Below are 23,740 nucleotides of genomic sequence, written 5' to 3'. Positions count from 1 at the left end.
CCGTGCGGCGGGCACCGCGGAGGTAGGACTTTGATACGACGTCGGGAGATCCAGGTCGGGGGGAAGACCCTCATCGTCGAAACCGGCAAGATTGCCAAGCAAGCCGACGGCGCGGTCACCGTGCGCTGCGGCGATACGGTCGTGCTCGTCACCGTATGCGCCGCGAAATCGCCCCGCGAAGGGGTCGACTTCCTCCCGCTCACCGTCGACTACCGCGAGAACACTTACGCCGCGGGCAAGATCCCGGGCGGATTCTTCCGGCGCGAGGGCCGGCCCAACGAGAAAGAGGTCCTCACCTCGCGCTTCATCGATCGTCCGCTCCGTCCCCTGTTCCCGAGCGGCTGGGCGTGCGAGACGCAGGTCATCGCGCTCGTGCTCTCGGCCGATCAGGAGAACGATCCGGACGTCCTCGCGCTCACGGGCGCTTCGTTCGCGCTCGCCGTCTCCGACATTCCGTTCCCGCACCCGATCGCCGCGGTCCGCGTGGGCCTGACGCCCGACGGAAGCTACCTCATCAATCCGACCTATGCCGAGCTCGAGACGAGCCGGATCGACCTGGTCGTCGCCGGATCGGCCGACGCGGTCGTCATGGTCGAGGCGGGCGCCACCGAGGTCTCCGAAGCGGAGATGCTCGAGGCGATCGTCCGCGGCCACGACGCGATCAAGGACATCGTCGCTGCGCAGGCGAGCCTGTCGGCCGAGATGGGACGCGCCCGGCGCGCGGTGCCCGCGCCCTCCGAGCCCGAGGGCGTCAAGGATCGCGTCACCGCGGCGTGGAAGGACAAGCTCTCCGCGGCGATGCGGATCAAGGGCAAGCTCGAGAGCTACGCGAAGGTCGACGAGCTGAAGAAAGAGATGCTCGGCGGGTTCACCGCCGAGGAGGCGGAGGCGAAGAAGTTCGCAGGGTCGCTGTGGTACGACCTCCAGGACGCCATCCTCCACGAGGAGATCCTGGACAAGGGAATCCGCCTCGACGGCCGCCGCTTCGACGAGATCCGGCCGATCACCTGCGAGGTCGGGGTTCTGCCGCGCACACACGGCTCGGCGCTCTTCACGCGCGGCGAGACGCAGGCGCTCGTCACCGTCACCCTCGGAACCTCCGCCGACGCGCAGAAGCTCGACTGGATCGAGGGCGAGTCGCTGCGGCGGTTCATGCTCCACTACAACTTTCCCCCGTTCTCGGTCGGCGAGGTGAAGTTCCTCCGCGGGCCGGGGCGGCGCGAGATCGGCCACGGGGCCCTCGCTGAAAGGTCGCTCCTCCCGCTCGTGCCCAAGGAAGACGAGTGGCCGTACACGATCCGGATCGTCTCCGACATCCTCGAGTCGAACGGGTCGTCGTCGATGGCGTCGATCTGCGGAGGCTCGCTCGCCCTGATGGACGCCGGGGTGCCGCAGAAGGCGCCGGTTGCCGGCATCGCGATGGGCCTCGTCAAGATCGGCGAGAAGTGGGCCGTGCTCACCGATATCGCGGGAGCCGAAGATCATCACGGCGACATGGATTTCAAGGTCGCCGGATCGGTGAAGGGGATCACCGGCCTCCAGATGGACATCAAGATTACCGGCATCACGCGCGAGATCATGGAGAAGGCTCTCGATCAGGCGCGCCGGGCTCGCCTCGAGATCCTCGACACGATGAACGCCGCGCTCCCCTCGCACCGCGGCAGCATCTCTCCCTACGCGCCACGCATCATCACGATCCAGATCAACAAAGAGAAGATCCGCGACGTCATCGGACAAGGCGGCAAGACGATCCGCTCGATCGTCGAGCGGACCGGCTGCAAGATCGAGGTCCACGACGACGGCCGCGTCGACATCGCGAGCTCGGACGAGACCGCGGCGCAGAAGGCGGTCGCGATCATCAAGGAGCTCACCGCCGAGGCGGAGCTGGGCAAGACGTATCTCGGCAAGGTGGTGCGCGTCGTCAACTTCGGGGCGTTCGTGGAGATCCTCCCCGGCGTGGAGGGTCTTCTGCACATCTCCGAGATCGACGAGCACCGGATCAACGAGGTGCGCGACGTCCTCGACGAAGGCCACGAGGTCCTCGTCAAGGTCATCGAGATCGACGGACAGGGCCGCGTCAGGGTCTCCCGCAAGGCGGTTCTCAGGGAGCAGCGCGGCGAGGCCCCTGAGGAGCCCGCGGCGGTCGGCGGCGGTCGCGAGCGGCGCGGCGGCATGGGCCGCGGCGGCGATCGTGGTGGCGATCGCGGCGGCCGTGGACGCGGCGGACACGGTGGGTCGGGATCGAACCAACCGCGCTGAGGTGTCATGGACGGCGAACCGTTGATCGCCAGGCGGGTGGCCGAGTACCTTCTGGAGCACGGCTGGATCACGCCGGACCAGATCGATGAGGCGAGGCGCACGCAGAGCTTCTTCGGCGGGCGCCTCGACTCGCACCTGCTCCGTCTCGGATACGTGAGCGAGCCGGTCCTGGGCGAGGCGCTCACCGACGTGGCCGGAGTCCCCTACGCGTCGTGGGAGCACCTGCGCACGGCGACCGCGGAAGCGCTCGAGGCGATTCCCCTTCCGCTCGTCGAGCGCCACCGCGTCTGCCCGTTCCGCCTCGAGCAGGGCCGCCTCCGCATCGCGACGGCGAATCCGCGCGATCCGGTCGCGCTTCGTGAGATCCAGGCGGCCGTCGGTCACACGGTCGAGCCGTGGATCGCGGCCGAGCCGCGGGTCTACCAGGCGCTCGAGCGCCACTACCGCCTCAAATTCGAGAGCACGAGAGGAATCCGCCTGGTCCCGGAACAGTCGCCGGCGCACGAGCGGTCCCGTCCAGGAGCGCCCTCCGAGGAGGCTCCCGCGTCCCCGGAGCCGGAGGTCGGCCTCGACGGGCGTCCGATGGACGCGCAGTTCGAGATCGACGACTTCATGCCGCGCGAGGCGGGCGACGCCTCCGAGACCGACCCCGCGAGGCACGCCTCGCGAGCGGCGGTGGCGCGAGCCCCGGAGCCGGCGTCACTCGACGGCTTGGACGAAGCGCTGGCCGCCGCGCGTGATCGCGACGAGATCGCCGAGGCTCTCTTCGCGTTCTGCGGCGAGCGGGCGACCCGGTGCGGCCTCTTCGCCGCCGGCAAGGACGGAATCCGCGGCGTCGCGGGACGCGGACGGGCATTCGAGACGGAACAGCTCCGCGCGGTGACGGTGCCTTCCGGGAGCGGCACGGTATTCGACACCGCGCTCACGAGCCGGGACTTCTATTTCGGCGTCGTCCCGGCGCTCCCGGCGAACCGCGACCTGTACACGGCGCTGGGCGGAAGGCTGCCGGCGACCGTTCTCGTCCTGCCGATCGTGGTGAAGGAACGCACGGTCGCCCTGTTCTACCTCGATGCCGACGACGCCCCGATGACCCGCCCCGACATCCCGCTCATGAGACGGGTCGCGGCGAAAGCCGGCCTCGCGTTCGAGCTGCTCCTGCTCCGCAAGAAGCTTCGGGAGATCTGAAACGAAAAGGCCCGCGGACGAACCCGCGGGCCTTCATCGATCCTTCGTCGGAATGGCCTACTGCTGGAGGACCTCCGCGCGATCGCCGGGGCGGACTTCGACGCGCGAGGTGACGAGCTTCACGGTCGAGGTCTTGTTCTCGACGCTCAGGACGACGCCCTGGGCGAGGACCTTGCGAGGCAGGTCGCCGTTGTCGCGATAGATCGTGAGCAGCGAGCCGGGGCGGATGCCGTCCTCGGGACCGAGATCGGTCGAGATCAGGTTGCCGCCGCCGACCGACAGAAGGGCATCCGGGCCGCCGTCGATGACCCAACCCTGCGCGAGGCCGGACGGCTCCGCGCATCGATCCATGGGCGGAACGTGGTCCATCATCGGGCTCTGCAGCTCCTTCCACGGAAGGAGCTCGTCACCCGGCCGGATGTCCTCGCACGAGCTGACCACGACGGCGGTCGCGGTGTTCTCCTGCGCGCAGAGGACACGCACATGCCCGAGTCGCTGCGTGTAGGTCCCGACCATCTCCTTCGTCGCCGGGTGCACGACCTTGCGCTCCGGGCGCACGACGACGTAATCGGCGCCGGCTTGAATCCCCTGAGTGCGACCCTGGTTGAGGTAGACGATGTCGTCGTGCGCCTGCATGATCTTCTCGAGCTCACCGCCCGCGATCTTCAGGAGCGACGGCTGGTGCTGGTCGTCGATCCATCCCGAGCAGTAGAGGTCGCGCTCGTCGGCCATCTGGATCATCGAAGGGGTCGTCCGCGTGGGCGGCGCGGGCGCGGGGGCCGGAGCTTCTGCCGGCGGCGCCGCCGGCGCGGCCGCCTGCGCCGTCTCGGTGGTGTTGCCCGCACCGGTGTCGGTCGGATTCGCTGCCGCTGACGGCGGCGGACCTTCCGGCGGAACGACGTTCGGCTTCGCCGGCACGGAGAGCGGGTCTCCCGGATAGATCCAGTGGCTGTCGAGCACGTAACGGTTCTGATCCCAGACCTGGGGCCAGAGGTGCGGATCGCCGAGCCACTTTCCGGCGAGGTCCCAGAAGCAGTCGTCCTTCTGGATGACGTACGCGCCTTCCCCCGCGGGCTGCGGCGGATCCCACGCGGTCCAGTGATCGCCGACCTTTTTGAGGTTCTTCGGCGGCCGGGTCGACGTCCCCGCGGGCACCGCGGCTTTCGCCGGCGCCGGCTTTGCCGTCGATTCGGCCGGTGCGGCCGCCTCCGCCGTTGCCGCCGGCTTGATCGTCGAGTCCGCCGGTGCGGCTTGATCCGCCGCCGGTGCGGCCGGCTTGATCGTCGAATCCGCCGACGCGGGCTCGCCCTCGGCGGCCATGAGCGGCAGCGCCGCGACAAGGAAGGCCAGAACCGTCACCCCAACCCTGACCGGGATTCTCATCGACGACTCCTTCGTCCGAGCAAGAAGCTGACCGCGGCCAAATATAGGCAGGCCGGTCGGGAATTCAACGCCCGAGCCAGACAGTCCTGGATGCTTCTAATACTTAAAGAAATCCAGGGAGGTCCGGCCGTACTTCGCCGTCCGGAAGCGCTTGAGGCCGACCGTCCCCTCTGGGGCGGCTGAGCGCGACTCGCGTTCGACGACGAGGGTCCCGTGGAGGCCGAGGACGCGCCCTGCGTCGATCGCCTCGACGATGCCGGCACCAGCCTCTTCGCGATAGGGAGGATCCGCCAGGACGATCTCGAACGGCCCGCCGAGCTTCGTCCGATCGAGGACCTGCTCGACCCGGCCGGCAAAGATCCGGCACTCGAGGGCGACTCCCAGCGTCTCGGCGCTCTGGCGGATGGCGGCTGCCGTGCGCGGCGACGCCTCGACGAACACCACACCCGAAGCGCCGCGGCTCAACGCTTCGAACCCGAGGGCTCCGGTACCCGCGTAGAGGTCGAGCACGCGGAAACCGGTCAGGTCTTGGCCGAGGATGTTGAACAGCGCCTCGCGGACGCGGTCGCCGGTCGGCCTGAGCTCCGGATCGGCGGGCACCGGGATCTTTCGGCCCTTGAGGCGTCCGGCGACGATGCGCAGCGTCCCGGGATGCGTCACGACGCCGGCGGTGTCCCGCTCCCACGACGGCGGGGACCTCGTCCGCGGCCGCCGCGCTGTCCGCCGTGGCCGTGGCCGGACCCGTGCGAGCGTCCCCTCTCCCGAGGCTTTCCGCTGCGGCCCTCCGCGGGAGCGGCCGCTTCGAACCCGTCGATCGTCTCGCGCGCGACCGGGTGCCCGAGGAGGTCCTCGATCTGCCGGGCGCGGCGCGCGTCGAGCTCGGAGACGAACGTAAACGCGCGGCCCTCACGGTGGGCGCGGCCGGTCCTTCCGATGCGGTGCACGTACTCCTCGGCGTGCATCGGCACGTCGAAGTTCACGACCAGGTCGATGTCGTCGATGTCGAGGCCGCGCGCCGCGACGTCCGTGGCGACGAGCACGTCGAACACTCCCGTGCGGAACGCGGTGAGTGCGCGCTCGCGGTTGGACTGGCTCAAGAGGCTCGAGAGCGACACGACCTCGTGGTTGCGCGTCCGCAGTCGCCGCGTCAGCTCGGAGGTCATCTCCCGCGTCGCGGTGAAGACGAGGCATTTCGCCGGCCGGTCGCGGTCGAGGAGCGCCATGAGCGCCTCGACCTTCTGTCGGCCCGCGACCTCGATGAACGCGTGGTCGACCGATTCCTTGACGCGGATGACGGCATCGATGCGGACCGTCTCCGGGTGCAGGAGGTAGCGGTCGGCCAGGCGTTTGATCTCGTCGGGGAAGGTCGCTGAGAAGAGGAGCGTCTGCCGGCTCATCGGCGCCTTCCGTACGATCGCATCGACGTCGTTGATGAATCCCATGTCGAGCATGCGGTCGGCCTCGTCGAGGACGAGGAAGCGCACGCGTCGCAGCGAAAGCCACGCTTGGTTGAGGAAGTCGAGGAGGCGTCCGGGCGTCGCGACGAGCAGATCGCAGCCCTGGTTGATCTCCTGCTTCTGGTGGCCCGACGAGGTCCCGCCGTAGGCGAGCACGGTGCGGAACCCCACGTGCTTGCCGAAACGTTCCGCCTCTCCCGCGACCTGGATCGCGAGCTCGCGCGTCGGACACACGACGACCGCCTGTGGACCGTCCGCCGACGGGCGGTTCGCTTGGAGGATCGGGAGCAGATAGGCGAGCGTCTTGCCGGTCCCGGTCTGCGCGATGCCGACGAGATCGTGGCCGGCGAGGATGAGCGGCAGCGCCTGCGCCTGGATCGGTGTCGGCGCTTCATAGCCGGCCTCGTCGAGCGCGCGCTGGACTTCCTCGCGGAAGTGGAACGCCCGGAAAGTGTCCGTCATCAGACGAGAGCCTGGATCTCGACATCCTCGAGAAGGCGGTCCGAGCCCTTCGCCGCGGCGACGATCCGGTCGACGCGCTCTTCGGTCGGCTCCATGCCGCGGCTCTCAAGCCACCAGATCACATTCGACTTCCCGCTCATCGGACCGATCCGGATCGACTGGCGGAAGCCGAAGTCGGCGGCGGGCACGCCCGAGTAGATCCTATCGGCGAGCCACGCGTCGCCTTTCTTGTACGCCTTGATGACCGCCGCCGCGTGCACGCCGGTCGCGGTCTCGAACGCGTCCTGTCCGATGACCGGGTAATTGTCCGGAATCGGGATGCCGAGCGCTTCGGAGGCGGTGCGGCAGTAGTCGCCCAGCTTCGTGAGCGGGCGGTCGATCCATCCCAGGAGCCTCAAATTGACGAGGAGCAGATCCATCTCGGCGTTCCCGCAACGCTCACCGATGCCGAGCGCGGTGCCGTGGACCCGTGTCGCCCCCGCCTCGAACGCCGCGATCGCGTTCGCGAGCCCCATCCCGCGATCGCGATGACCGTGCCAGTCGACGCCGATCGCCGTGCCGCCGGCCTCGTCGAGGACGCCGCGAACGAAGCGCACGAGACGCCGTGCCCCCTCGGGGGTCGCATGGCCGGTCGTGTCGGCGATGCAGACCCGTGATGCGCCGGCCCGCACCGCCTCCCCGTAAAGGCGGCGGACCGTCTCCGGCCGGGCACGCGTGGTGTCCTCGGTCACGTACATGACGCGCAGACCCTGCTTCACCGCGTACGCGATCGCGTCGACCGACTGGCGGACGAGGAACTCCTCGTCCCACCCCTCCGCGTACTGGCGGATCGGCGACGAGCCGATGAAGAGGCACGCCTCGATCGGCACGCCGGTCTTCTGCGTCACGCGCGCGATCGGCTCGATGTCGCGCACCATCGTGCGCGCGGCGCAATTCGCCTCGATCCGGAGCTTCGCCGCCGCGATCTCCTGGGCGAGCGCGAGCACGTCCGCTTCGGCTCTCGGACCGGCACCGGGGAGCCCGATGTCCGCGGTGTCGATGCCGAGCTCGTCCATCAGATGGAGCAGCCGGCGCTTCGCCTCGATCGCGGGATCGGTCACCGAGGGCGACTGCAGCCCGTCACGGAGCGTTTCATCGTCGAGGAGGACTGGGCCCGAACGCCCGGCGTCGCTTTCGACGTTCCAGTCGTGGATCAATTCATCGCGCACGTCCGCATCGTAGTGGGTGCGCCCGAGGGGCGTCAACGACGGGGCCTAGAAGCAGGTGCAATAGTCGCGGAGCTGCTGGAGGTACGAGCCCATGCCGTGGATCGGTCCTTCCGCCCGGAAGGTGGCGTGAATCGTCTCCGAGTCGCGCTTGTAGTCCTCGGGCAGCGGCGGGAGGATCACCGCCTTCAGCGCGTTCGCCGCCGAGTCGTCCAAGGGAACGCAGGCGGAGCCGACCTCGACGGCGACGTCCGTGACCTGCCCCGATCGCGCGATCGTGAAGCGAACGCGGGCCTGGTGATTCAAGAGGGCGATGCGACGCTCGGCGGACCAGCGCTCGAAGAGATTCGACGTGCCGAGGAGCTGGCGATGCCATTCGGCCCAGATCACGTAGTAGATCTGGCGTCCGTAGTCTTCCCAGTCGTACTCGCCGCTGTTCTCGAACTGGAGGTTGCCGAAGTCATAACCGGTCTGCGGAAGCGCAGGCATCCTGATCCCGCCCAGCCCCGTTCCCCCGCCTTTCGGTCCCTTGGGAGAAGGCGGCCGCGGCGCCTCGAGCGCGTGCCGGAAATCCTGGAGCCGTCCCTGGAGATCCTTCGACTCGTCGAGCGGCGACGCCGGATTCGCATCCGCCTGCGCTTCGGGGGCGCCGGTCGTGGGCTGCGGAAGCGGGCCGCCGGCCTGGCCGCCGGCCGGCCTCGTATCGTGCAGACCGGAGCTCTGGTGAGTCTTGGCGTCGGTCTTCGGACGTGGCGCGGATGTGACCTCGGGAACCGGCTGCATGCGCAGAGGCTTGTTCGCCGCCTGCGGTGGAATCTTGCGCATGTCGACGGGGGGCGCCTTCGGCGCCGGCGGCTTCGGGACTTGCGGCTCCGGGATCGGGCTCACGAACGTGATCGGGATCGGCGTTTCCTGCGCGAGGACCTTTTCCTTTTCGCGCGCCGTCTTCGCGGTGTGCGCCGAGATGAGGAGCGCAAGCGCGAGGATCAGGATGTGGACGCCGACCGAGCCTGGCAGTCCGACCCGCCTGCCCTCCTCGTTGCGCCGGATCGAGAGCTCGAACGGGCCGAGCGAGATCGTCGTGCGGGGGGCATCCATCAGCGGCGACATTTTACCGGTCGTGCGGCATTCGCGCCGGTCACAGGGCGGCGGCGCGCTCGTGGAATCCCCGGCGCGTGCGTGTGAAGTCCACCCCCGGCACGTCCGGGTGGACGCGGTTCGTGAGCAGCACGTAGATCCTCGGGCGGGACCGGTCGATCCACAGGGACGTCCCGGTGAACCCGAAGTGGCCGACTGCGTCGTCGGGGAGCACGCCGCGGACCGACTCGGTATCGGCGGCCCGGTGGAAGCCGAAGGTACGGGCGCCCGGTGCCGTGTCCGCGGCCCACAGCGGGGTGAGGAGCTCCGCTCCGACGCCGAGCGGCCGCGGGTCGAGGAGCGCCCGCGTGATCGATCCGACCTCCTTCGCCGTGCCGAAGAGCCCGGCGTGCCCGGCAACGCCGCCGAGCGCCCAAGCGTTCCCGTCGTGAACGTGACCCCGGATGAGCGCCGACCGGAATTCGCAGCCGGCCGCCAGATCCCCGGCGAGCCTCCGTTCGTACGCATTCCCGCGCTCGGTCGCCGCGGCGCGCGCGAACCGTGAGCCGGTTCCCGGGAAGCCGGTCCGTTCCAGCGCGAGAGGCTTCGCGATCCTCTCGTCGAAGAGACGATCGAGCGGCCGGCCCGACGACGACGCGAGCGCGAAGCCGAGGAGGAGGTAGCCGAGATCCGAGTAGACGGTCTCGCCCGCGGGTCCCGCCTTCGCGCTTGCGATCGCGGCAACGTAAGCCTCCCGCGTCGATCCCCACGCATAGAGCGGGAGCCACGCCGGAAGCCTCGCGCGATGCGTGCCCGTCTCCCGGAGCGTCCGATCCGCGAACGGCCCCCGCGCGAGCTCCGGGAAGCACGCGCCGAGCGTGGCCTCGAGTTCGAGACCCTCCAAGAGTGCGACGAGGGCCGTGGCGATCGGCTTCGTGAGCGAGGCGAGATCGAACGCGGTGTCGCTGCCGGCCTTCTCTTCGTGCGGCGTCAGCACGGCGTGTCCGGCTGCGCCCTCATCGATCGTCCGCGTTCCGTCCCCGACCCACCACGCGGCGGCCGGCATCGCGCCCGCGCGGATCTCACCCTCGAGGAACTCCCGCAGGCTCAAACGACGCCCGCGGCGGCGATCGCCTCCCCCACCTTGAGCGCGAGCTCGAGCGCGCGCCGGCCCGCGAGACCGTCGACCGGCGGACTCCGGCGCGTCTTGACCGCCTCGACGAACGCCTGCAGCTCGAGACCGAGCGGCTCGCCGTCTTCCACAGGGAGCGCGTCGTGCTGGATCGCCGGCTTCCGGTCGGAGCCGATGACGAGCCGGTACCGCTCGACTTTCTTCTCTCCGGTGTCGCAGGCGACGTAGGTGCGCGACTGGAAGACGCGGATCCTCCGGAGCTTTTCCGCCGAGATGCGGCTCGCCGTCACGTTGGCGACGCACCCGGATGCAAACCGGATGCGGGCGTTCGCGATGTCGATCTTGTCGGTGAGGGCCGCCACGCCGACCGCATCGACCGAGACCGGATCGGAGCCGTCGAACCAGAGGAGCAGATCGAGATCGTGGATCATGAGGTCGAGGATGACGTCGACGTCGGTCGACCGCGGCGAGAACCCGGCAAGCCTGTGGATCTCGACGAACCTCGGCGCGTCGACCGCCCGGCTGAGCGCGGTCATCGCCGGGTTGAACCGCTCGGTGTGCCCGACCATGATGAGGCGTCCGGCTTTCGTGGCCGCGTCGAGGATCGCATCCGCGTCCGCAAGCGTCGGCGCGATCGGCTTCTCGATGAGGACGTCCGCACCGGCGGCGAGCAAGGTTTCGGCGGCAAGCCGGTGATGGATCGTGGGCGTCGCGACGCTCGCCGCGACGACACGGCCCGCCAGCTCGGAGGCGTCGCGCACGGCGTCGCAGCCGAACTCCTTCGCGATCGCGGCCGCCCGCTCCTGATCGTGATCGGCGACGGCGACGAGCTTGACGCCGGTCATCCCGGCGTAGATCCGCGCGTGGTGCCGTCCGAGGTGGCCCACACCGACGACGCCGACGGGAATCGGCGCGTCGCTCATCGGAGGATCCCCCGCTTCGTCGACTTCACGAACTCGAGGAAGTAGGCGACCTCCGGGATGGACCCGCTCTCCGCCTCGACCTCGGCGATCGCATCGGCGAGGAGCCTCTTCGAGCGGAAGAGAGTCATGTAGCAGCGCTTGATCGCCTCGATCGTCGGAGGCGGGTACCCGCGGCGCTTCATGCCGACGAGGTTGATCCCGTGGCTCGAGGCGCGGTTGCCGGCGGTGATGACGAACGGCAGCGCGTCCTGCGGGATCGTCGAGTAGCCGCCGATGAAGGCGTGCTTCGCGATCCGGACGAACTGGTGGACGCCGCACGCGGCGCCGACGGTGGCGTCGTCGCCGACCTCGACGTGTCCGGCGAGGGTCGCCGCGTTGGCGAAGACGATGCGGCTGCCGATCCGGCAATCGTGACCGATGTGCGTGTACGCCATGAGCAGGTTGCCGTCGCCGATCCGCGTCACGCCGCCGCCGGCCGACGTCCCGCGGCTGATCGTGACGTACTCGCGGATCTGGTTCCCCGACCCGATCTCGAGCGACGTCGGCTCGCCCTTGTATTTGAGGTCTTGCGGCGGGCCGCCGAGGCTGGCGAACGGCGCGACGACGTTGTCCGGGCCGAGCGTGATCCTTCCGTCGAGGACGACGTGGGACTCGAGCCGCGTGCGATCGCCGACCGTCGCCTCGGCTCCGACGACGCAGAACGGCCCGATGAACGCGTCGGCCCCGATCGAGGCGTCCTCGTGGACGACCGCGCGGGGATCGATCCAGGCTTCGCTCACGTGCGTCACCTCTCGACCAGCGCGGACATGATCTCCGCCTCGGCCGCCATCTCGCCTTCAACGGTGGCGATGCCCTTCATCTTGCAGGTCCTCGCCCGCATCTTCACGATCTCCATCGTGAGACGGAGCTGGTCGCCGGGGACGACCGGCCGCCGGAAGCGGGCGCCGTCGATTCCCGCGAAGTAGACGAGCTTCGATCCGCGGTCGGGAACCTCGTCGAAGAGCAGGAGCGCCCCGGTCTGGGCGAGCGACTCGAGGATGAGAACGCCCGGCATGACCGGCGCACCCGGGAAATGCCCCGGGAAGAACGGCTCGTCGTAGGTCACGTTCTTGATCGCCACGATCCTCTGGCGAGGGGTGACCTCGACGACCCGGTCGACGAGCACGAACGGGTACCGGTGGGGGATCCTCTCCAGGATCGCCCGGATGTCCATGATGCTCACGCTTCGCTCCCCGCCTTCCCGTCCAGGTCTTGGAGCCGCCGCTCGAGCGCGCGGATCCGCGCGCGCATCTCCGGAAGCTCCTTCAGAATCGCCTGCGATCTCTTCCAGGTTCGATGGTCCATGGCGGGGTTCCCGGCCACGAACCTCCCGTCGTCGAGGTCGCTGTAGACCGCTCCGCGGGCGCCGACGATGACGCGGTCCCCGATCGCGAGGTGCCCCACGAACCCGGCCTGACCACCGATCATCGCGTGGTGACCGATCCGCGTGCTCCCGGCGACGCCGACCTGCGCGGCGATGAGCGCGCCCGGACCGACGACCACGCCGTGCGCGATCATGACGAGGTTGTCGATCTTGCTGCCGGCGCCGATCCGCGTGTCGCCGATCGACCCCCGATCGACCGTCGTATTGGCGCCGATCTCGACGTCGTCCTCGAGGACGACGCGGCCGATCTGGGGAACCTTGCGGTGGACGCCGCGCGAGGTCGCGAATCCGAATCCGTCGGCACCCAGGACCGCGCCCGCATGGACGACGCACCGCGCGCCGATCGCGGTGCCGGCGTACACGACGACACGCGCGTAAAGGCGCGAGCCGGGTCCGATCGCCACCCTCTCGCCGACGAACGAGCCCGCGCCTATGGCCGTTCCGTCGCCGACCGTCGCCCCGGCCTCGACGACGGCGAACGGCGCGATCGAGACGCCCTCGCCGAGCCGGGCCGAGGGCGAGACGCGGGCGTCCGCGGATACTCCCGGATCGGGCCGGCGGTCCGGGTGCATCCGCTCGAGGATGACGGCGAGCGCCAGATACGGCTCGGGCGCCTGCAGCAGATCGTGGCCCGCGAGCTCTATGTCGGGACCGACGAGCACGGCCCCGGCACGCGTTCCGTCGGCGGCCTGGCGGTATCGCAGGTTCGTGAGGAACGACAGGTCGTCCGGACCGGCTCCCTCGAGGGTCGCGACGCCGGTGACGGTGCGCTCGGGATCGCCGAGCACACGGCCGCCGACCGCCGCCGCGAGGTCGGAGAGCTTGAAGCGGGCCGGCTGGCGTTCCGTGCTCAACGTGTCAGGGCTTCTTCGGCGCGGGAGCGGCCGGAGTCGCGGGCTTCGCCGCGGCGGGCGCCGCCTTGTCGTCGGCCGCGGGCTTCACGACCTCGTTGAACTTGTCGACGATGGCCGTCGTCACGTCGATCGCCTCGGCGGCGAACGCGACCCCTCCGGTCGTCCGCTCGATGATGAGCGTGAACCCTTCGTCGCGGCCGAACTGGTTGATGACGCGGATCAGCTGTTCCTGGAACTTGTTCTGCGCGTCCGAGACCTCGATCTGGAACTCGTTGCGCGCCGCCTCCTGCCCCTGCTGCAGCTCGAGCGTCTTCCGCTGGATGTCCTTCTGCATCTGCTGCTGCTTCTCGGGCGAGAGGGACAGGTTCTGGGAGTCGAGCTGCGCCCGGAGGTCGGCGATCTCCTTGTCCTTGGCCGCAAGCTCGGCCTTCTTCTTGTCGCCGAACGCCGAGAGCTTCGCGGCGATCTTCTTTCCCTCGTCGGTCTCCTCCGAGACGCGGTTGGCGTCGAAGATGCCGATCTTGAGAGCGGCGGGGGCTTGCGCCCGCGCGGGGACGGCCACCGCCGCCGCGAGGGACGCGATCAGGACTACGGTGCGGTTCATGGAACTCCTTTTCGCCGGCTCACAGCTCAGCGTCTAGAAACTTCGCCCGATGGAGAAGGTGAACGGGCTCGTCCGGTCTTCGGGCAGCTTCCGGATGGGCCAACCGTAAATCAAACGCAAGGGCACGGGAAAGACCGGAAGATAGAATCGTAGCTCGACTCCCGCCGAGGCCCGGTAGTCGGCGAGCGACCAAGGCGTATCTTCGTACAACGCGTTCCCGGCGTCGAAGAAGAACGCGAGCTCGACCGCCTGCTGGAACGGGATCGTGAGCTCGGACATGCTCAGCCAGTAGCGGTCGCCTCCAAGGGCGACCAGATCGGCCCGGTTGACGACCCCGTCGCCGTTCAGGTCGAAATCGCGCACCGGCCGGCCCGACGGATCCTTCGTCGCCTCGATCACCTCGCCGAAGGCGTTCAGGCGGACCCACCGCAACGGCGACACGTCGCGCGTCTGGAAGATCCGGGGTCCGTAGGTCTCGCCGCCGAGCCAGAACCGCTGAAAACGGGGGACCCCGTTCACGTTCGCGGCGTTCGGCGTGCTCCCGCCGGCCCACGTCCGGATCATGCCGGCCTCCATGTGGAGGCCGAAGTACATGCGCTTGTAGAACGGGATGTACTTCGTGAAGAGGATCCGCGGCCGGATGTAAGAGGTGTCGCCGCCGAGCGGACCGCCGGCGATCTCCATGTCGGTCGAGAGCGACCATCCCGCCGTCGGCCGGTAGGGGTTGTTGATGCTGTTGCGGAACCAGCTCGGCGTGATCTTCGAGATCGTGTTGGTCGCGATCACCGAGGTCAGCGGGGTCGTCGTCCCGGGCACCGTCGCGAAGCCCACCTGCGGTGCCAAGCCGTTCGACTGGACGCGCTGGAAGTCGTAGCGCATCTGCACCTGCTGGAAGTAGCCGATCTGTCTTCCGAGGACGACGCCGAACCCCTTCGACTGGCTGCGCTGGGCGGCGCCGTAGTCCTGGTTGCCGCGGTAGAGGGTGAACCCCAGCGTGTACGGCCGGTTCAGGAACCAGGGTTCCTGGAAGGCGAGCTGGTAGAGGTTCCGGCGCCCGCCGAGCTGGAGCGAGATCGAGACGATCTGGCCGCGGCCGAGGAAGTTCTTGGTCGAGTAGTAACCGGTGAAGAACGCGCCATCGGCGCCGCTGTAGCCGCCGCCGACCTGGATCTCGTTCCGCCCCTGCTCCTGCCCCGGGACGCTGACGTCGACCCCGTTCGTGTTCTCGACCGGCTGCACGACCACGTCCTCGGGCTTGACCTGGAAGTACCCGAGCTGATTGACCTTCTGGGTGGAGAGATCGAGCGTCGTCCGGCTGAAGAGGTCGCCTTCCTTGATCCGGAACTCGCGCCTCAAGACCTTGTCCTGCGTCGCGGTGTTCCCGGTGAACTCGATCCGGTCGACGAAGTACGGCTTGTCCTCGCTCACGTCGAACTTGACGTCGGCGAGTTTTTCGTCGGGATGGCGGTCGATCTCGCGCCGCACCGTCGCGTACGCGTAACCCTTGTCCTCGTAGCGGCGCTGCATCCGCTTCACGCCGACGTCCAGGAGGCCGTTGTTGACGATCCAGCCCGGCGCGATGAAGACGTCGGCAAGGAGCTCCTTGTCGCTGAAGATCGTGTTCCCGCTGACGCTCTTGACCCCGAGCTTGTACTGCGGCCCTTCGACGACCGGCACGGTGAGATAGGCCCACCTCTGAATGACCGGCTCCGCCTTGGAGACCGCCTTCTCGTACTTCTTCTGCGCGGCGTTCGCCTTCTTGACGGCGTTCGCGTACGCCTTCTTCTCCTTGGCCGACATCTCCGATTGGTCCTCGGGGGGCGAGGGTGCCGGAGGAGGCGGCTCGGGGGGCGCCTTCTTCTTCTGCTTGGCCGCCGCCTTCGCCTGAGCGGAGTCTTCCTTGAGGTCGATGACCGGCGGCCGGAGGTCGATGTCGAGGTAGCCGCCGTTCAGGTAGAGATCGCGGATGTGTCCGGAGTCCTGGTCCCACTTGGCCGGATGGTAGAGCGCCTTCTGGCTCCAGAACTTGAACCAGTGGTAGGGCGCGGTGAGCTGGAGCTGGGCGAGGAGGGTCTTCGACTTGTAGACCTTGTTGCCGACGAAGGTGATCTGCTTGATCTTCGTCTTGCCGCCCGGCTTGATCGTGAACTCGACCGAGACCGTCGCCTGCGTCGGCGAGTCGACCTTGTGGCCGATCTGGGCGTCGAGATAACCCTTCTCACCGAGCATCATGCGGATCTCGGCTTCCGCGTCCGACACGGTTTTGAGGTTGAGCGGCTTGCCGACGTCGAGGACGATCTTCTTGTCCTTGAATCGCTCCTCGATCGTCGTGCGCGTGAGGACCTTGTTGTCCTGGTAGGTCACCGACGACAGGCTCGGCCTCTCCTTGACCTTGACGACGAGGACCGTCCCGCCGTTTTCACCGGTCTCTTGATCGATCGTGATGTCGTCGAAGAGACCGAGCGCCCACAGGCGCCGGAACGCCGCGCGAACGCGCGCCTGGTCGTACGGGTCGCCGGCGCGGATGCCGAACGCGTGCGCGAACGCCTCGTTCGTCATGCGCACGAGCCCCTGCACCTGTACGCTCTCGATGGTCCCGGATTGCGCGCGCGCCGTGAGTGTGGCGAGCGCGACCAGACCGACGGCGATCGCGGTCTTGACGATGCGAAGACTCATCCGGTCGTCGTCGCTCCACCCTCAGCACACCTTCCCGTGAGCGGCGCGCGCGAAGGCGCACGTCCGCGACGAAAAGGCGCGCCATTCTACTGCGGGAGGCACACCTCCGCCGCACGGGCGGTGGAGGCTGCGGCATCGGTGACGCGGAGCGCTAGGAAGAGGCCGTTTGCAGGGCGGAACGGAACCCCGGCTTGTCCCCGTCCATGAAGACCTCGATCGGGGCACCCAAAGCCACGGAGCCCTTGATCAGGGCCTCTGACAACGGATCTTCGATGTACCTCTGGATCGCGCGCCGGAGAGGCCGGGCCCCGTACGACCGGTCGGTGCAGGTCGTGCGCACGAGCCAGTCGTTGACCTCGTCGGAGACGACGATCTCGACCCGCCGGTCGGCGAGCGCCGCGTTGACGCGCCGGAGCAGGATGCGGACGATGTCCCGGAGCTGCTCTTCGGTGAGCGCGTCGAACACGATGATCTCGTCGATGCGGTTGATGAACTCCGGCGAGAGGGTCCGCTTCATCTCCCCCATGACCATGTCGCGGCGGTCCTTGAACTGCTGGTCGCGCTCGGGGTTCTGGAAGCCGAGGCGGCCGGAGGTCCGGGCGATGTGCTGAGAGCCGATGTTCGAGGTCATGATGACGATCGTGTTCTTGAAGTCGACGACCTCGCCGTACGCGTCCGTGATCATCCCGTCCTCCAGGACCTGCAGGAGGATGTTCAGGATGTCCGGGTGCGCCTTCTCGATCTCGTCCAGGAGGATCACGCTGTAGGGCTTCCGCTTGATCCGCTCCGTGAGCTGGCCGCCCTCCTCGTGGCCGACGTACCCCGGGGGCGAGCCGATCATCTTGGCGATGGCGTGCTTCTCCATGTACTCGGACATGTCGAAGCGCAGGAGCGACTTCTCGGAGCCGAAGAGGAACTCCGCGAGCGTGCGGGCGACCTCCGTCTTCCCGACGCCGGTCGGCCCCATGAAGATGAACGAGCCGATCGGCCGGTTCGGGCTCTTGAGGCCGGCGCGCGAGCGGCGGATCGCCCGGGCGAGGGCCGAGATCGCCTCTTCCTGGCCGATGATCCGGTCGTGGAGGTAGCTCTCCATATTGAGGAGCTTGTCGAGCTCCTCCTGCGCCACCGACTGGATCGGGATGCCGGTCCAGCGTGCGATGACCTCCTCGACGTCGGCCCGCGTCACGTCGAGGATGCGGTTGGCCTCGTCCTCGTAGCGCTGCTTCAGCTCCTCGTGCCGGCGGCGGAGGGTGACCTCCTTGTCGTGGTACGCGACCGCCTCGTCGAAGTCCTTGCGGGCGAGGGCGTTCTTCATCCCCTCGACCGCGCGGCGGAGCTCCTGCTCGACCTTCTTGATCTCGCCGTAGGAGATCCGCTTGCCGAGCTTGACGCGTGCGCCGGCCTCGTCCAGGACGTCGATCGCCTTGTCCGGGAGGAACCGGTCGGTGATGTAGCGGTGCGACTGGTACACCGCGGCGCGAAGCGCCTCCTCGTCGAAGCGCACGCCGTGAAACCGCTCGTACCGTTCCTTGACTCCCTCGAGGATGAACATCGTCTCGCCTTCGTCCGGCGGACGGATCGTGATCGGCTGGAAGCGCCTGACGAGGGCCCGGTCCTTTTCGATGTACTTGTGATAATCGCGGGGCGTCGTGGCGCCGATGCACTGCACCTCGCCGCGCGAAAGCGTCGGCTTGAGGATGTTCGCCGCGTCCAGGGAGCCCTCGGCCGAGCCTGCGCCGATGAGCGAGTGGATCTCGTCGATGAACATGATGACGTCGTCGGAGGACGTCAGCTCGGAGATGATCCCCTTCAGGCGCTCCTCGAACTGACCGCGGTACTTCGTCCCCGCAACGACGAGCGAGAGGTCGAGCGCCAGGATCCGTTTGTTGAGGAGCGACGGCGGCACCTCGCCGTCCACGATGCGCGTCGCCAGCCCTTCGACGATCGCGGTCTTGCCGACGCCGGGCTCGCCCAGGAGCACCGGGTTGTTCTTCCGGCGGCGAGAGAGCACCTGCACGACGCGTTCGAGCTCGATCTCGCGGCCGATGAGCGGGTCGAAGACGCGGCGCTGCGCCATCTCGGAGAGATCGCGCGCGAACTCGTTCAGGAACGGCGTCTCCTTCTTCTTCTTCGGGAGCGCGCGCCGCTTGTAGATGTTGACCGCGTCCTCGCGGACCGCGAAGAGGCGCATCCCGCGCTCGGCGAGCATCCGCCCGGCGACCGAATCCTCGAGCCGGAGCAGGCCGAGCAGCAGGTGCTCGGTGCCGATGTGCGGGTGCATGAGCCGCTCGGCCTCTTCCTCGGCGAACTGGAGGGCCTTCTTCGTCTCCTCGCTGAACGGGATTTCGACCGACGTGGAGAGCTTCTCGCGGGTCGGGTTGCGGCGCTCGAGCTCCGCCTGGAGCAGATCCATCGAGACGTTCGCGCGCGTGAAGAGCTCTCGCGTCGTCTCCTCGCCCTCCTTGAGGAGGCCGAGGAGGATGTGCTCGGTCCCGATGACCTTGCTCCCCTGCTGGCTCGCCTCGTAGCGCGCGAGGAAGAGGATCCTCTTCGCCTTCTCGGTGAACTTCTCGAACATGTCGCTCTCCCGTCGGGACAGCCCCGACGATCGTTCTACTCTACGTCGGCCCCGTCCGCCCCTTCGCCTCCGAAATAGCGCGTCGCCTCGCCCTCCTCCATCGCACGGAGCCGGCCTTCGACGAGACGGAGCATGCGGTCGCAGCCGTGCGCGACACGCTCGCTGTGCGTCGCGACGACGAGCGCGAAACGGCGCTCCTCCTGGAGACTCCGCAGCATCTCGAACACCGCCGCTCCCGTCCCGGGGTCGAGGTTTCCTGTCGGCTCGTCCGCCAGGACAACCGCCGGACCCGGCGCCACCGCTCGCGCGATGGCCACTCGCTGCTGCTCGCCCCCCGAGAGTGCCGAGGGGCGATGCGTCAATCGATCCGCCAATCCGAGCCGCTCCAAGATCTCCCGGGACGGCCCCGAAGGATCGCCCGGCCTCCGTCCGATGCGGAACGGCATCTCGACATTCTCGAGCGCCGTGAACTCCGGCAGCAGATGGTGGAACTGGAATATAAATCCGACTTCGCGGTTGCGGTACTCGGACAGGTCCCCCGCGCGTGGAAAGACGCGATCACGTCCTCGAAATGCGACCGTTCCGTCGTCCGGAAGATCGAGTCCTCCCAGAATATGGAGGAGCGTCGACTTGCCGACGCCGGAATCCCCGACGACGGCGACCGCTTCGCCGGCCGCGACGTCGAGGTCGAGCCCCCTCAGGACGGGGAGCGCCTTCTCGCCGCTCCGGTAGCTCTTGACGAGGCCCCGCGCTTCGAGGATCCGCTCATTCATGGCGGATCGCCTCGACGGGACGCAAGCGCGCGGCCTTCCAGGCGGGATAGAGCGTCGCGCAGAAGGCGATGACGAGCGCGGCGGCGCCGACGAGCACCACGTCTTGAGGACGCGTCTCGAAGGGGACGTGCGAGACGAAGTAGACGTCCGGGTTGAGCTTCATGATCTGGTAGGCATCGAGCCACCACGCGGTGGCCGTGCCGATCGTGAGCCCCACCGTGGTCCCCACCACACCGATGACGAGCCCCTGGAGCATGAAGACCGCGGCGATCGATCGCGGCTTGGCGCCCATGGCGGTCAGCGTTCCGATCTCGCGCACCTTGTCGTTCACCATGAGCACGAGCGTCGACACGATGTTGAGCGACGCGACGACGACGATGAGCGCGATGGCGAGGAAGAGGAAGAGCTTCTCCGTGTTGAACGCCTTCAAGATCTCCTTGTTCTGCTCGAGCAGGTCGAGCACGACGAACCGGTCGCCCATCGCTCTACCCACCGCGACCTTCTGCGACGCGAGGCGGCGCCGGTCGGCGAGCCGCACCTCGATCCACGACGCTCGGCCGTGCGCATCGAGAAGGCGGCGGATCACGTCGAGCGCCACGTAGGCTCGCTGGGAGTCCTGCGGGTACGCGTCGGTCCTGATCGTTCCGGCGACCTGGAGAACGAGGCTCCTGGGGATCGGCGCGAACGGGGTCTGGATCACGCGGGGCACGAGGACGCGGACGGCGTCGCCGGGCTTGACGGCGAGGCGTGCCGCGAGATCGGCGCCGAGCACGACGCCCGGCCGGCCGGTAGCCCCCGTGGCGCCGAGCGCCTTGAGCGGATCGGCGGGCGCCTCGGGCCCGAAATCGACGACCCGGTCCTGGAGCGATGGATCGACCCCCTCGACCTCCGCGTACGACGGCGATCCCCCGCTGTCGTTCATGATCATCGCCGGCGAGAACAGGACCGGCGCCGCGGCGACGACTCCCGGCACCGCGGCCGCGGTGGCGCGAACCGTCTCCGCGTCCTCGAAGGTGGCCGCGCCGCGGTCCAGGACCTGCAGATCGGCGCTCCCCCGGAGGATGCGCTGCTTCATGTCGGCCTCGAAGCCGGTCATGAGGGAGAGGGCGATGACGAGCGCCGCGGCGCCGACCGCGACGCCGGCGACCGAGATCATCGTGATCACCGAAAGGAACGTCCGCCCGCGGTGGACGCGCAGGTAGCGCACCGCGAGACGCAGCTCGTACGGGGCGGTCACGACGCGTTCACGAGCACTCCGGCTTCGGACGCCGCCGCCATCGCGCGCTCGGCGGCGAGCGCGCCGGGCTCGGAGCCGAGGACCCAGAGCCGCACGCGGCCGGCACCGGCGTCGTCGATGCGCGCGACGACGAGCCCCGCCTCCTCCGGCGCGTCGAGCGTCGATCCGGTCTCGGGGTCGGTCGCGACCGTGATGGTCTTCACGGCGGCGAGCGCCTCGGCGACGGCCGGCGCGTCGCCGGAGCGGAGCGCAGCGTGGATCGCGATCGCGTGGCCGAGGAACGTCGGCACGAGCGCGAGCGACACCGTGAGGTCCAGGTCCGGGGCCTGCAGGAGCGCCCGGAACTCCGCCGCGACGCGATCGGCGGCTCCGCGCTCGGCGGCGGGAAAGAGATGCGCGGGGATCACGCTGAAGGCGAGCTGGCGGCCGAATACCTCCGCCGGCGCCGACTCGAAGCGGAGGAGGTGCACCGTCTGCTCGCGCAGCTCCTCGAGGCCGGGGGCGCCGAAGTCGGATGCCGGCCGCAGGACGAAGAGCCCCGCGCGCGTCAGCTCGAAGCGCCGGTGGAGCGCCGTCATGAGCGGCTCGAGCAGGAGGGTGAGCGGGTGCGGAATCGGAACGGCCGGAGCCGCGATCGAGCCCGAGAGGTCGACGACGAGCGATCCCTTCCCCGCCGCCGCCGTCAGCGCGTTCGCATCGTGCCCCTCCTCGCACACGAAGAGGGCTGCGAAGCCCGACGCGTCGAGGTCGCCCGCCGGCTGGACGAGCCTGGCCTCGCCGTCGTACTCGGAGAGCACGGCGACGTCCCTTCCGTGGCCGTAGAGCTCGATCCGCTCTCCCGGGATGCCGCGCTCCGCGAGCGCGGCGCGCAGGTAGCCCCCCGCGGGGCTCGTCGCGCCCAGGACGGCGATACGTTCGCGAGTTTCAGCGCGTGCCATGCGGCATCTCCTCCGGTACCGTCCGCTCGGTCACGGCGCGTCCGCGCATCAGCCACGCGGTGAACCACGCCGCGGGCCCCCAGAGCAGATACGCCCCGGCGACGATCATGATCGATCGCGGGTGGCTCAGGAGTGCGACCAGGATGAGCACGAGGAGCGGGACGGCGAGATACGAACGGCGGCTCTTGAGATCGAGCCCCTTGAACGAGCGATAACGGATGCGCGAGACCATGAGGAACGCCGCGGACGCGACGAGCACGCCGACGAGGACCGACCATCCGAGCTGAGTCGGCGGATCGGGGAAGGCGATCGCGACGGTGGCGACCGCCCACGCGGCCGCGGGCGACGGAAGCCCGACGAAGAATTTCTTGTCGGTCGAGCCGTGCTGGATGTTGAAGCGCGCCAGCCGTGTGGCCGCGCACGCGACGAAGAGGAACGCGACGAGCCACCCCACGCGGTGGAACGGGATGAGCGCCCACTCGTAGGCGAGGAACGCCGGCGCGATGCCGAACGACGCGATGTCCGCCAGGGAGTCGAACTCGACACCGAATTCCGACGTCGTCCCGGTGAGGCGGGCGATGCGGCCGTCGAGCCCGTCGAGGATCCCGGCCGCGACGATGAGGAGGGCCGCTTGCTCGAAGCGTCCGTGCGCGGACTCGATCAGGCTGAAGAAGCCGCAGCAGAGGTTGCCGGTCGTGAACAGGGTGGGCAGGAGATAGATGCCACGACTGAGCTTGCGCCGGCCGGCCATAGGCCGAGCACTGTATCAGGACTGGCCGGGGCCGGGTCCGAGGCGGGCGAGGACCGATTCGCCCGAGACGACGCGATCGCCGATCGCCACGAGCGCGGTCGCTCCATCGGGGAGATCGACGTCGACGCGCGAGCCGAAGCGGATGATGCCGACGCGCTCCCCTCGGGCGACGGTCTGGCCCGGCGCCACGCGGCAGACGATGCGACGCGCGATCAGGCCGGCGACGAGCGTGAAGCGGAAGCGGATGCCGTCTCCCTCGACGACGATCGAGGTTCGCTCGTTGTGCTCGGAGGCATCGTCCTTCATGGCGGCGAGGAAGCGCCCCGGCGTCCGTTCGACCTCTGCGACCGTCCCCGACGCGGGGGCTCGGCAGACGTGCACGTCGAACACGTTCATGAAGATCGAGATCCTCGTGGCGTCCGTGCGGATGATGCGGCCGTCCGCGGGGCTGACGAGGAGACCGGCCTCCACGGGCACCGCCCGCTCGGGATCGCGGAAGAAGTTGATGCAGAAGACGAGGAGCGCCCCCGTGGCGAGCGCGGCAAGGAGGGACCAGAAGGAGGCGGCGAGCGTGACGGCGGCGAGGGCGAGGACGAAGGGCCGTCCGGCGGGGTCCAACTTCATCCGTGACGCTTCATGGATTCCATCTCGTCCTTGATCCTCAGCTTGAGCTTCTTGAGCGTCGCCTCTTCGTACTGCTCCTCATCCGTCGGGAAGCGCCGTGCGGCCAGCTCGGCGAGACGCGCCTCGCATTCTTCGTGCTTCTGGACGAGGCGGTGGAGGTTCGCTTGGTCCTTGGTTTCCATGAGGTCACCCCCGGATC

At 68.8% G+C, this 23,740-nt stretch carries 21 protein-coding genes; 2 read left to right on the top strand and 19 right to left on the bottom strand.

The features are described from left to right. Positions 1–30: 30 nt before the first annotated feature. Both pnp and VFV19_12100 read left to right on the top strand, forming a co-directional pair. Complete coding sequence (gene pnp / locus VFV19_12105; protein HEX4825045.1) at positions 31–2,259, top strand: polyribonucleotide nucleotidyltransferase; 2,229 nt, start codon at positions 31–33, stop codon at positions 2,257–2,259. A 6-nt stretch (positions 2,260–2,265) separates the two neighbouring features. Further along, entirely contained in the window at positions 2,266–3,444 is a 1,179-nt protein-coding gene (locus tag VFV19_12100) for a hypothetical protein (GenBank protein ID HEX4825044.1), read from the top strand. A gap of 57 nt (positions 3,445–3,501) precedes the next feature. Here VFV19_12100 and VFV19_12095 read toward each other — a convergent pair whose 3' ends face one another. The 19 genes from VFV19_12095 to VFV19_12005 form a co-directional block, all read right to left on the bottom strand. Continuing rightward, positions 3,502–4,827 carry a hypothetical protein gene (locus VFV19_12095; protein ID HEX4825043.1) on the bottom strand — a complete coding sequence of 442 codons (1,326 nt, stop codon included), beginning with the start codon at positions 4,825–4,827 and terminating at the stop codon, positions 3,502–3,504. A gap of 96 nt (positions 4,828–4,923) precedes the next feature. Then, complete coding sequence (rsmD, locus tag VFV19_12090) at positions 4,924–5,487, bottom strand: 16S rRNA (guanine(966)-N(2))-methyltransferase RsmD (protein HEX4825042.1); 564 nt, start codon at positions 5,485–5,487, stop codon at positions 4,924–4,926. Continuing rightward, the gene (locus tag VFV19_12085; GenBank protein ID HEX4825041.1) at positions 5,484–6,746 is read right to left on the bottom strand and encodes a DEAD/DEAH box helicase; all 1,263 of its coding nucleotides are present in this window, start codon (positions 6,744–6,746) and stop codon (positions 5,484–5,486) included. The genes rsmD and VFV19_12085 overlap by 4 nt, the downstream gene beginning before the upstream one ends. Next, the gene (locus VFV19_12080) at positions 6,746–7,954 is read right to left on the bottom strand and encodes a LeuA family protein (GenBank protein HEX4825040.1); all 1,209 of its coding nucleotides are present in this window, start codon (positions 7,952–7,954) and stop codon (positions 6,746–6,748) included. Before VFV19_12080 ends, VFV19_12085 begins: the two co-directional genes overlap by 1 nt. A 45-nt stretch (positions 7,955–7,999) precedes the next feature. Next, entirely contained in the window at positions 8,000–9,049 is a 1,050-nt protein-coding gene (locus VFV19_12075) for a TonB C-terminal domain-containing protein (protein ID HEX4825039.1), read from the bottom strand. 40 nt (positions 9,050–9,089) lie between these two features. Next, positions 9,090–10,139, bottom strand: a complete 1,050-nt coding sequence (locus VFV19_12070) for a serine hydrolase domain-containing protein (protein HEX4825038.1) — start codon at positions 10,137–10,139, stop codon at positions 9,090–9,092. Beyond that, positions 10,136–11,083: a Gfo/Idh/MocA family oxidoreductase gene (locus VFV19_12065; protein HEX4825037.1), complete on the bottom strand. Its 948-nt coding sequence runs from the start codon at positions 11,081–11,083 to the stop codon at positions 10,136–10,138. The genes VFV19_12070 and VFV19_12065 overlap by 4 nt, the downstream gene beginning before the upstream one ends. After that, the gene (gene lpxA, locus VFV19_12060) at positions 11,080–11,862 is read right to left on the bottom strand and encodes an acyl-ACP--UDP-N-acetylglucosamine O-acyltransferase (protein HEX4825036.1); all 783 of its coding nucleotides are present in this window, start codon (positions 11,860–11,862) and stop codon (positions 11,080–11,082) included. Before lpxA ends, VFV19_12065 begins: the two co-directional genes overlap by 4 nt. A 5-nt stretch (positions 11,863–11,867) precedes the next feature. Then, positions 11,868–12,296: a 3-hydroxyacyl-ACP dehydratase FabZ gene (gene fabZ / locus VFV19_12055; GenBank protein HEX4825035.1), complete on the bottom strand. Its 429-nt coding sequence runs from the start codon at positions 12,294–12,296 to the stop codon at positions 11,868–11,870. A gap of 5 nt (positions 12,297–12,301) precedes the next feature. After that, positions 12,302–13,360, bottom strand: a complete 1,059-nt coding sequence (lpxD, locus tag VFV19_12050; GenBank protein ID HEX4825034.1) for a UDP-3-O-(3-hydroxymyristoyl)glucosamine N-acyltransferase — start codon at positions 13,358–13,360, stop codon at positions 12,302–12,304. Positions 13,361–13,364: 4 nt separating this feature from the next. Next, positions 13,365–13,964 carry an OmpH family outer membrane protein gene (locus tag VFV19_12045; protein ID HEX4825033.1) on the bottom strand — a complete coding sequence of 200 codons (600 nt, stop codon included), beginning with the start codon at positions 13,962–13,964 and terminating at the stop codon, positions 13,365–13,367. A gap of 33 nt (positions 13,965–13,997) precedes the next feature. Further along, positions 13,998–16,640, bottom strand: coding sequence for an outer membrane protein assembly factor BamA (bamA, locus tag VFV19_12040; GenBank protein ID HEX4825032.1), 2,643 nt, complete (start codon positions 16,638–16,640; stop codon positions 13,998–14,000). A 151-nt stretch (positions 16,641–16,791) separates the two neighbouring features. Beyond that, positions 16,792–19,218 (bottom strand): ATP-dependent Clp protease ATP-binding subunit, encoded by a 2,427-nt coding sequence (locus VFV19_12035; GenBank protein ID HEX4825031.1) that lies wholly within the window; start codon positions 19,216–19,218, stop codon positions 16,792–16,794. Positions 19,219–19,253: 35 nt separating this feature from the next. Beyond that, the gene (locus VFV19_12030) at positions 19,254–19,991 is read right to left on the bottom strand and encodes an ABC transporter ATP-binding protein (protein HEX4825030.1); all 738 of its coding nucleotides are present in this window, start codon (positions 19,989–19,991) and stop codon (positions 19,254–19,256) included. Continuing rightward, the gene (locus tag VFV19_12025) at positions 19,984–21,228 is read right to left on the bottom strand and encodes an ABC transporter permease (protein ID HEX4825029.1); all 1,245 of its coding nucleotides are present in this window, start codon (positions 21,226–21,228) and stop codon (positions 19,984–19,986) included. The genes VFV19_12030 and VFV19_12025 overlap by 8 nt, the downstream gene beginning before the upstream one ends. Beyond that, positions 21,225–22,166 carry an Asd/ArgC dimerization domain-containing protein gene (locus VFV19_12020; GenBank protein HEX4825028.1) on the bottom strand — a complete coding sequence of 314 codons (942 nt, stop codon included), beginning with the start codon at positions 22,164–22,166 and terminating at the stop codon, positions 21,225–21,227. Before VFV19_12020 ends, VFV19_12025 begins: the two co-directional genes overlap by 4 nt. Beyond that, positions 22,153–22,917 carry a CDP-diacylglycerol--serine O-phosphatidyltransferase gene (pssA, locus tag VFV19_12015; GenBank protein ID HEX4825027.1) on the bottom strand — a complete coding sequence of 255 codons (765 nt, stop codon included), beginning with the start codon at positions 22,915–22,917 and terminating at the stop codon, positions 22,153–22,155. Before pssA ends, VFV19_12020 begins: the two co-directional genes overlap by 14 nt. Before the next feature lie 15 nt (positions 22,918–22,932). Continuing rightward, positions 22,933–23,541 carry a phosphatidylserine decarboxylase gene (locus VFV19_12010; GenBank protein HEX4825026.1) on the bottom strand — a complete coding sequence of 203 codons (609 nt, stop codon included), beginning with the start codon at positions 23,539–23,541 and terminating at the stop codon, positions 22,933–22,935. After that, entirely contained in the window at positions 23,538–23,723 is a 186-nt protein-coding gene (locus VFV19_12005) for a YdcH family protein (protein HEX4825025.1), read from the bottom strand. Before VFV19_12005 ends, VFV19_12010 begins: the two co-directional genes overlap by 4 nt. Positions 23,724–23,740 lie beyond the last annotated feature (17 nt).

Source organism: Candidatus Polarisedimenticolaceae bacterium (genome assembly GCA_036275915.1).
In the GTDB taxonomy this organism is placed as follows: domain Bacteria; phylum Acidobacteriota; class Polarisedimenticolia; order Polarisedimenticolales; family DASRJG01; genus DASRJG01.
This window is presented reverse-complemented; position numbering and strand designations above follow the sequence as displayed.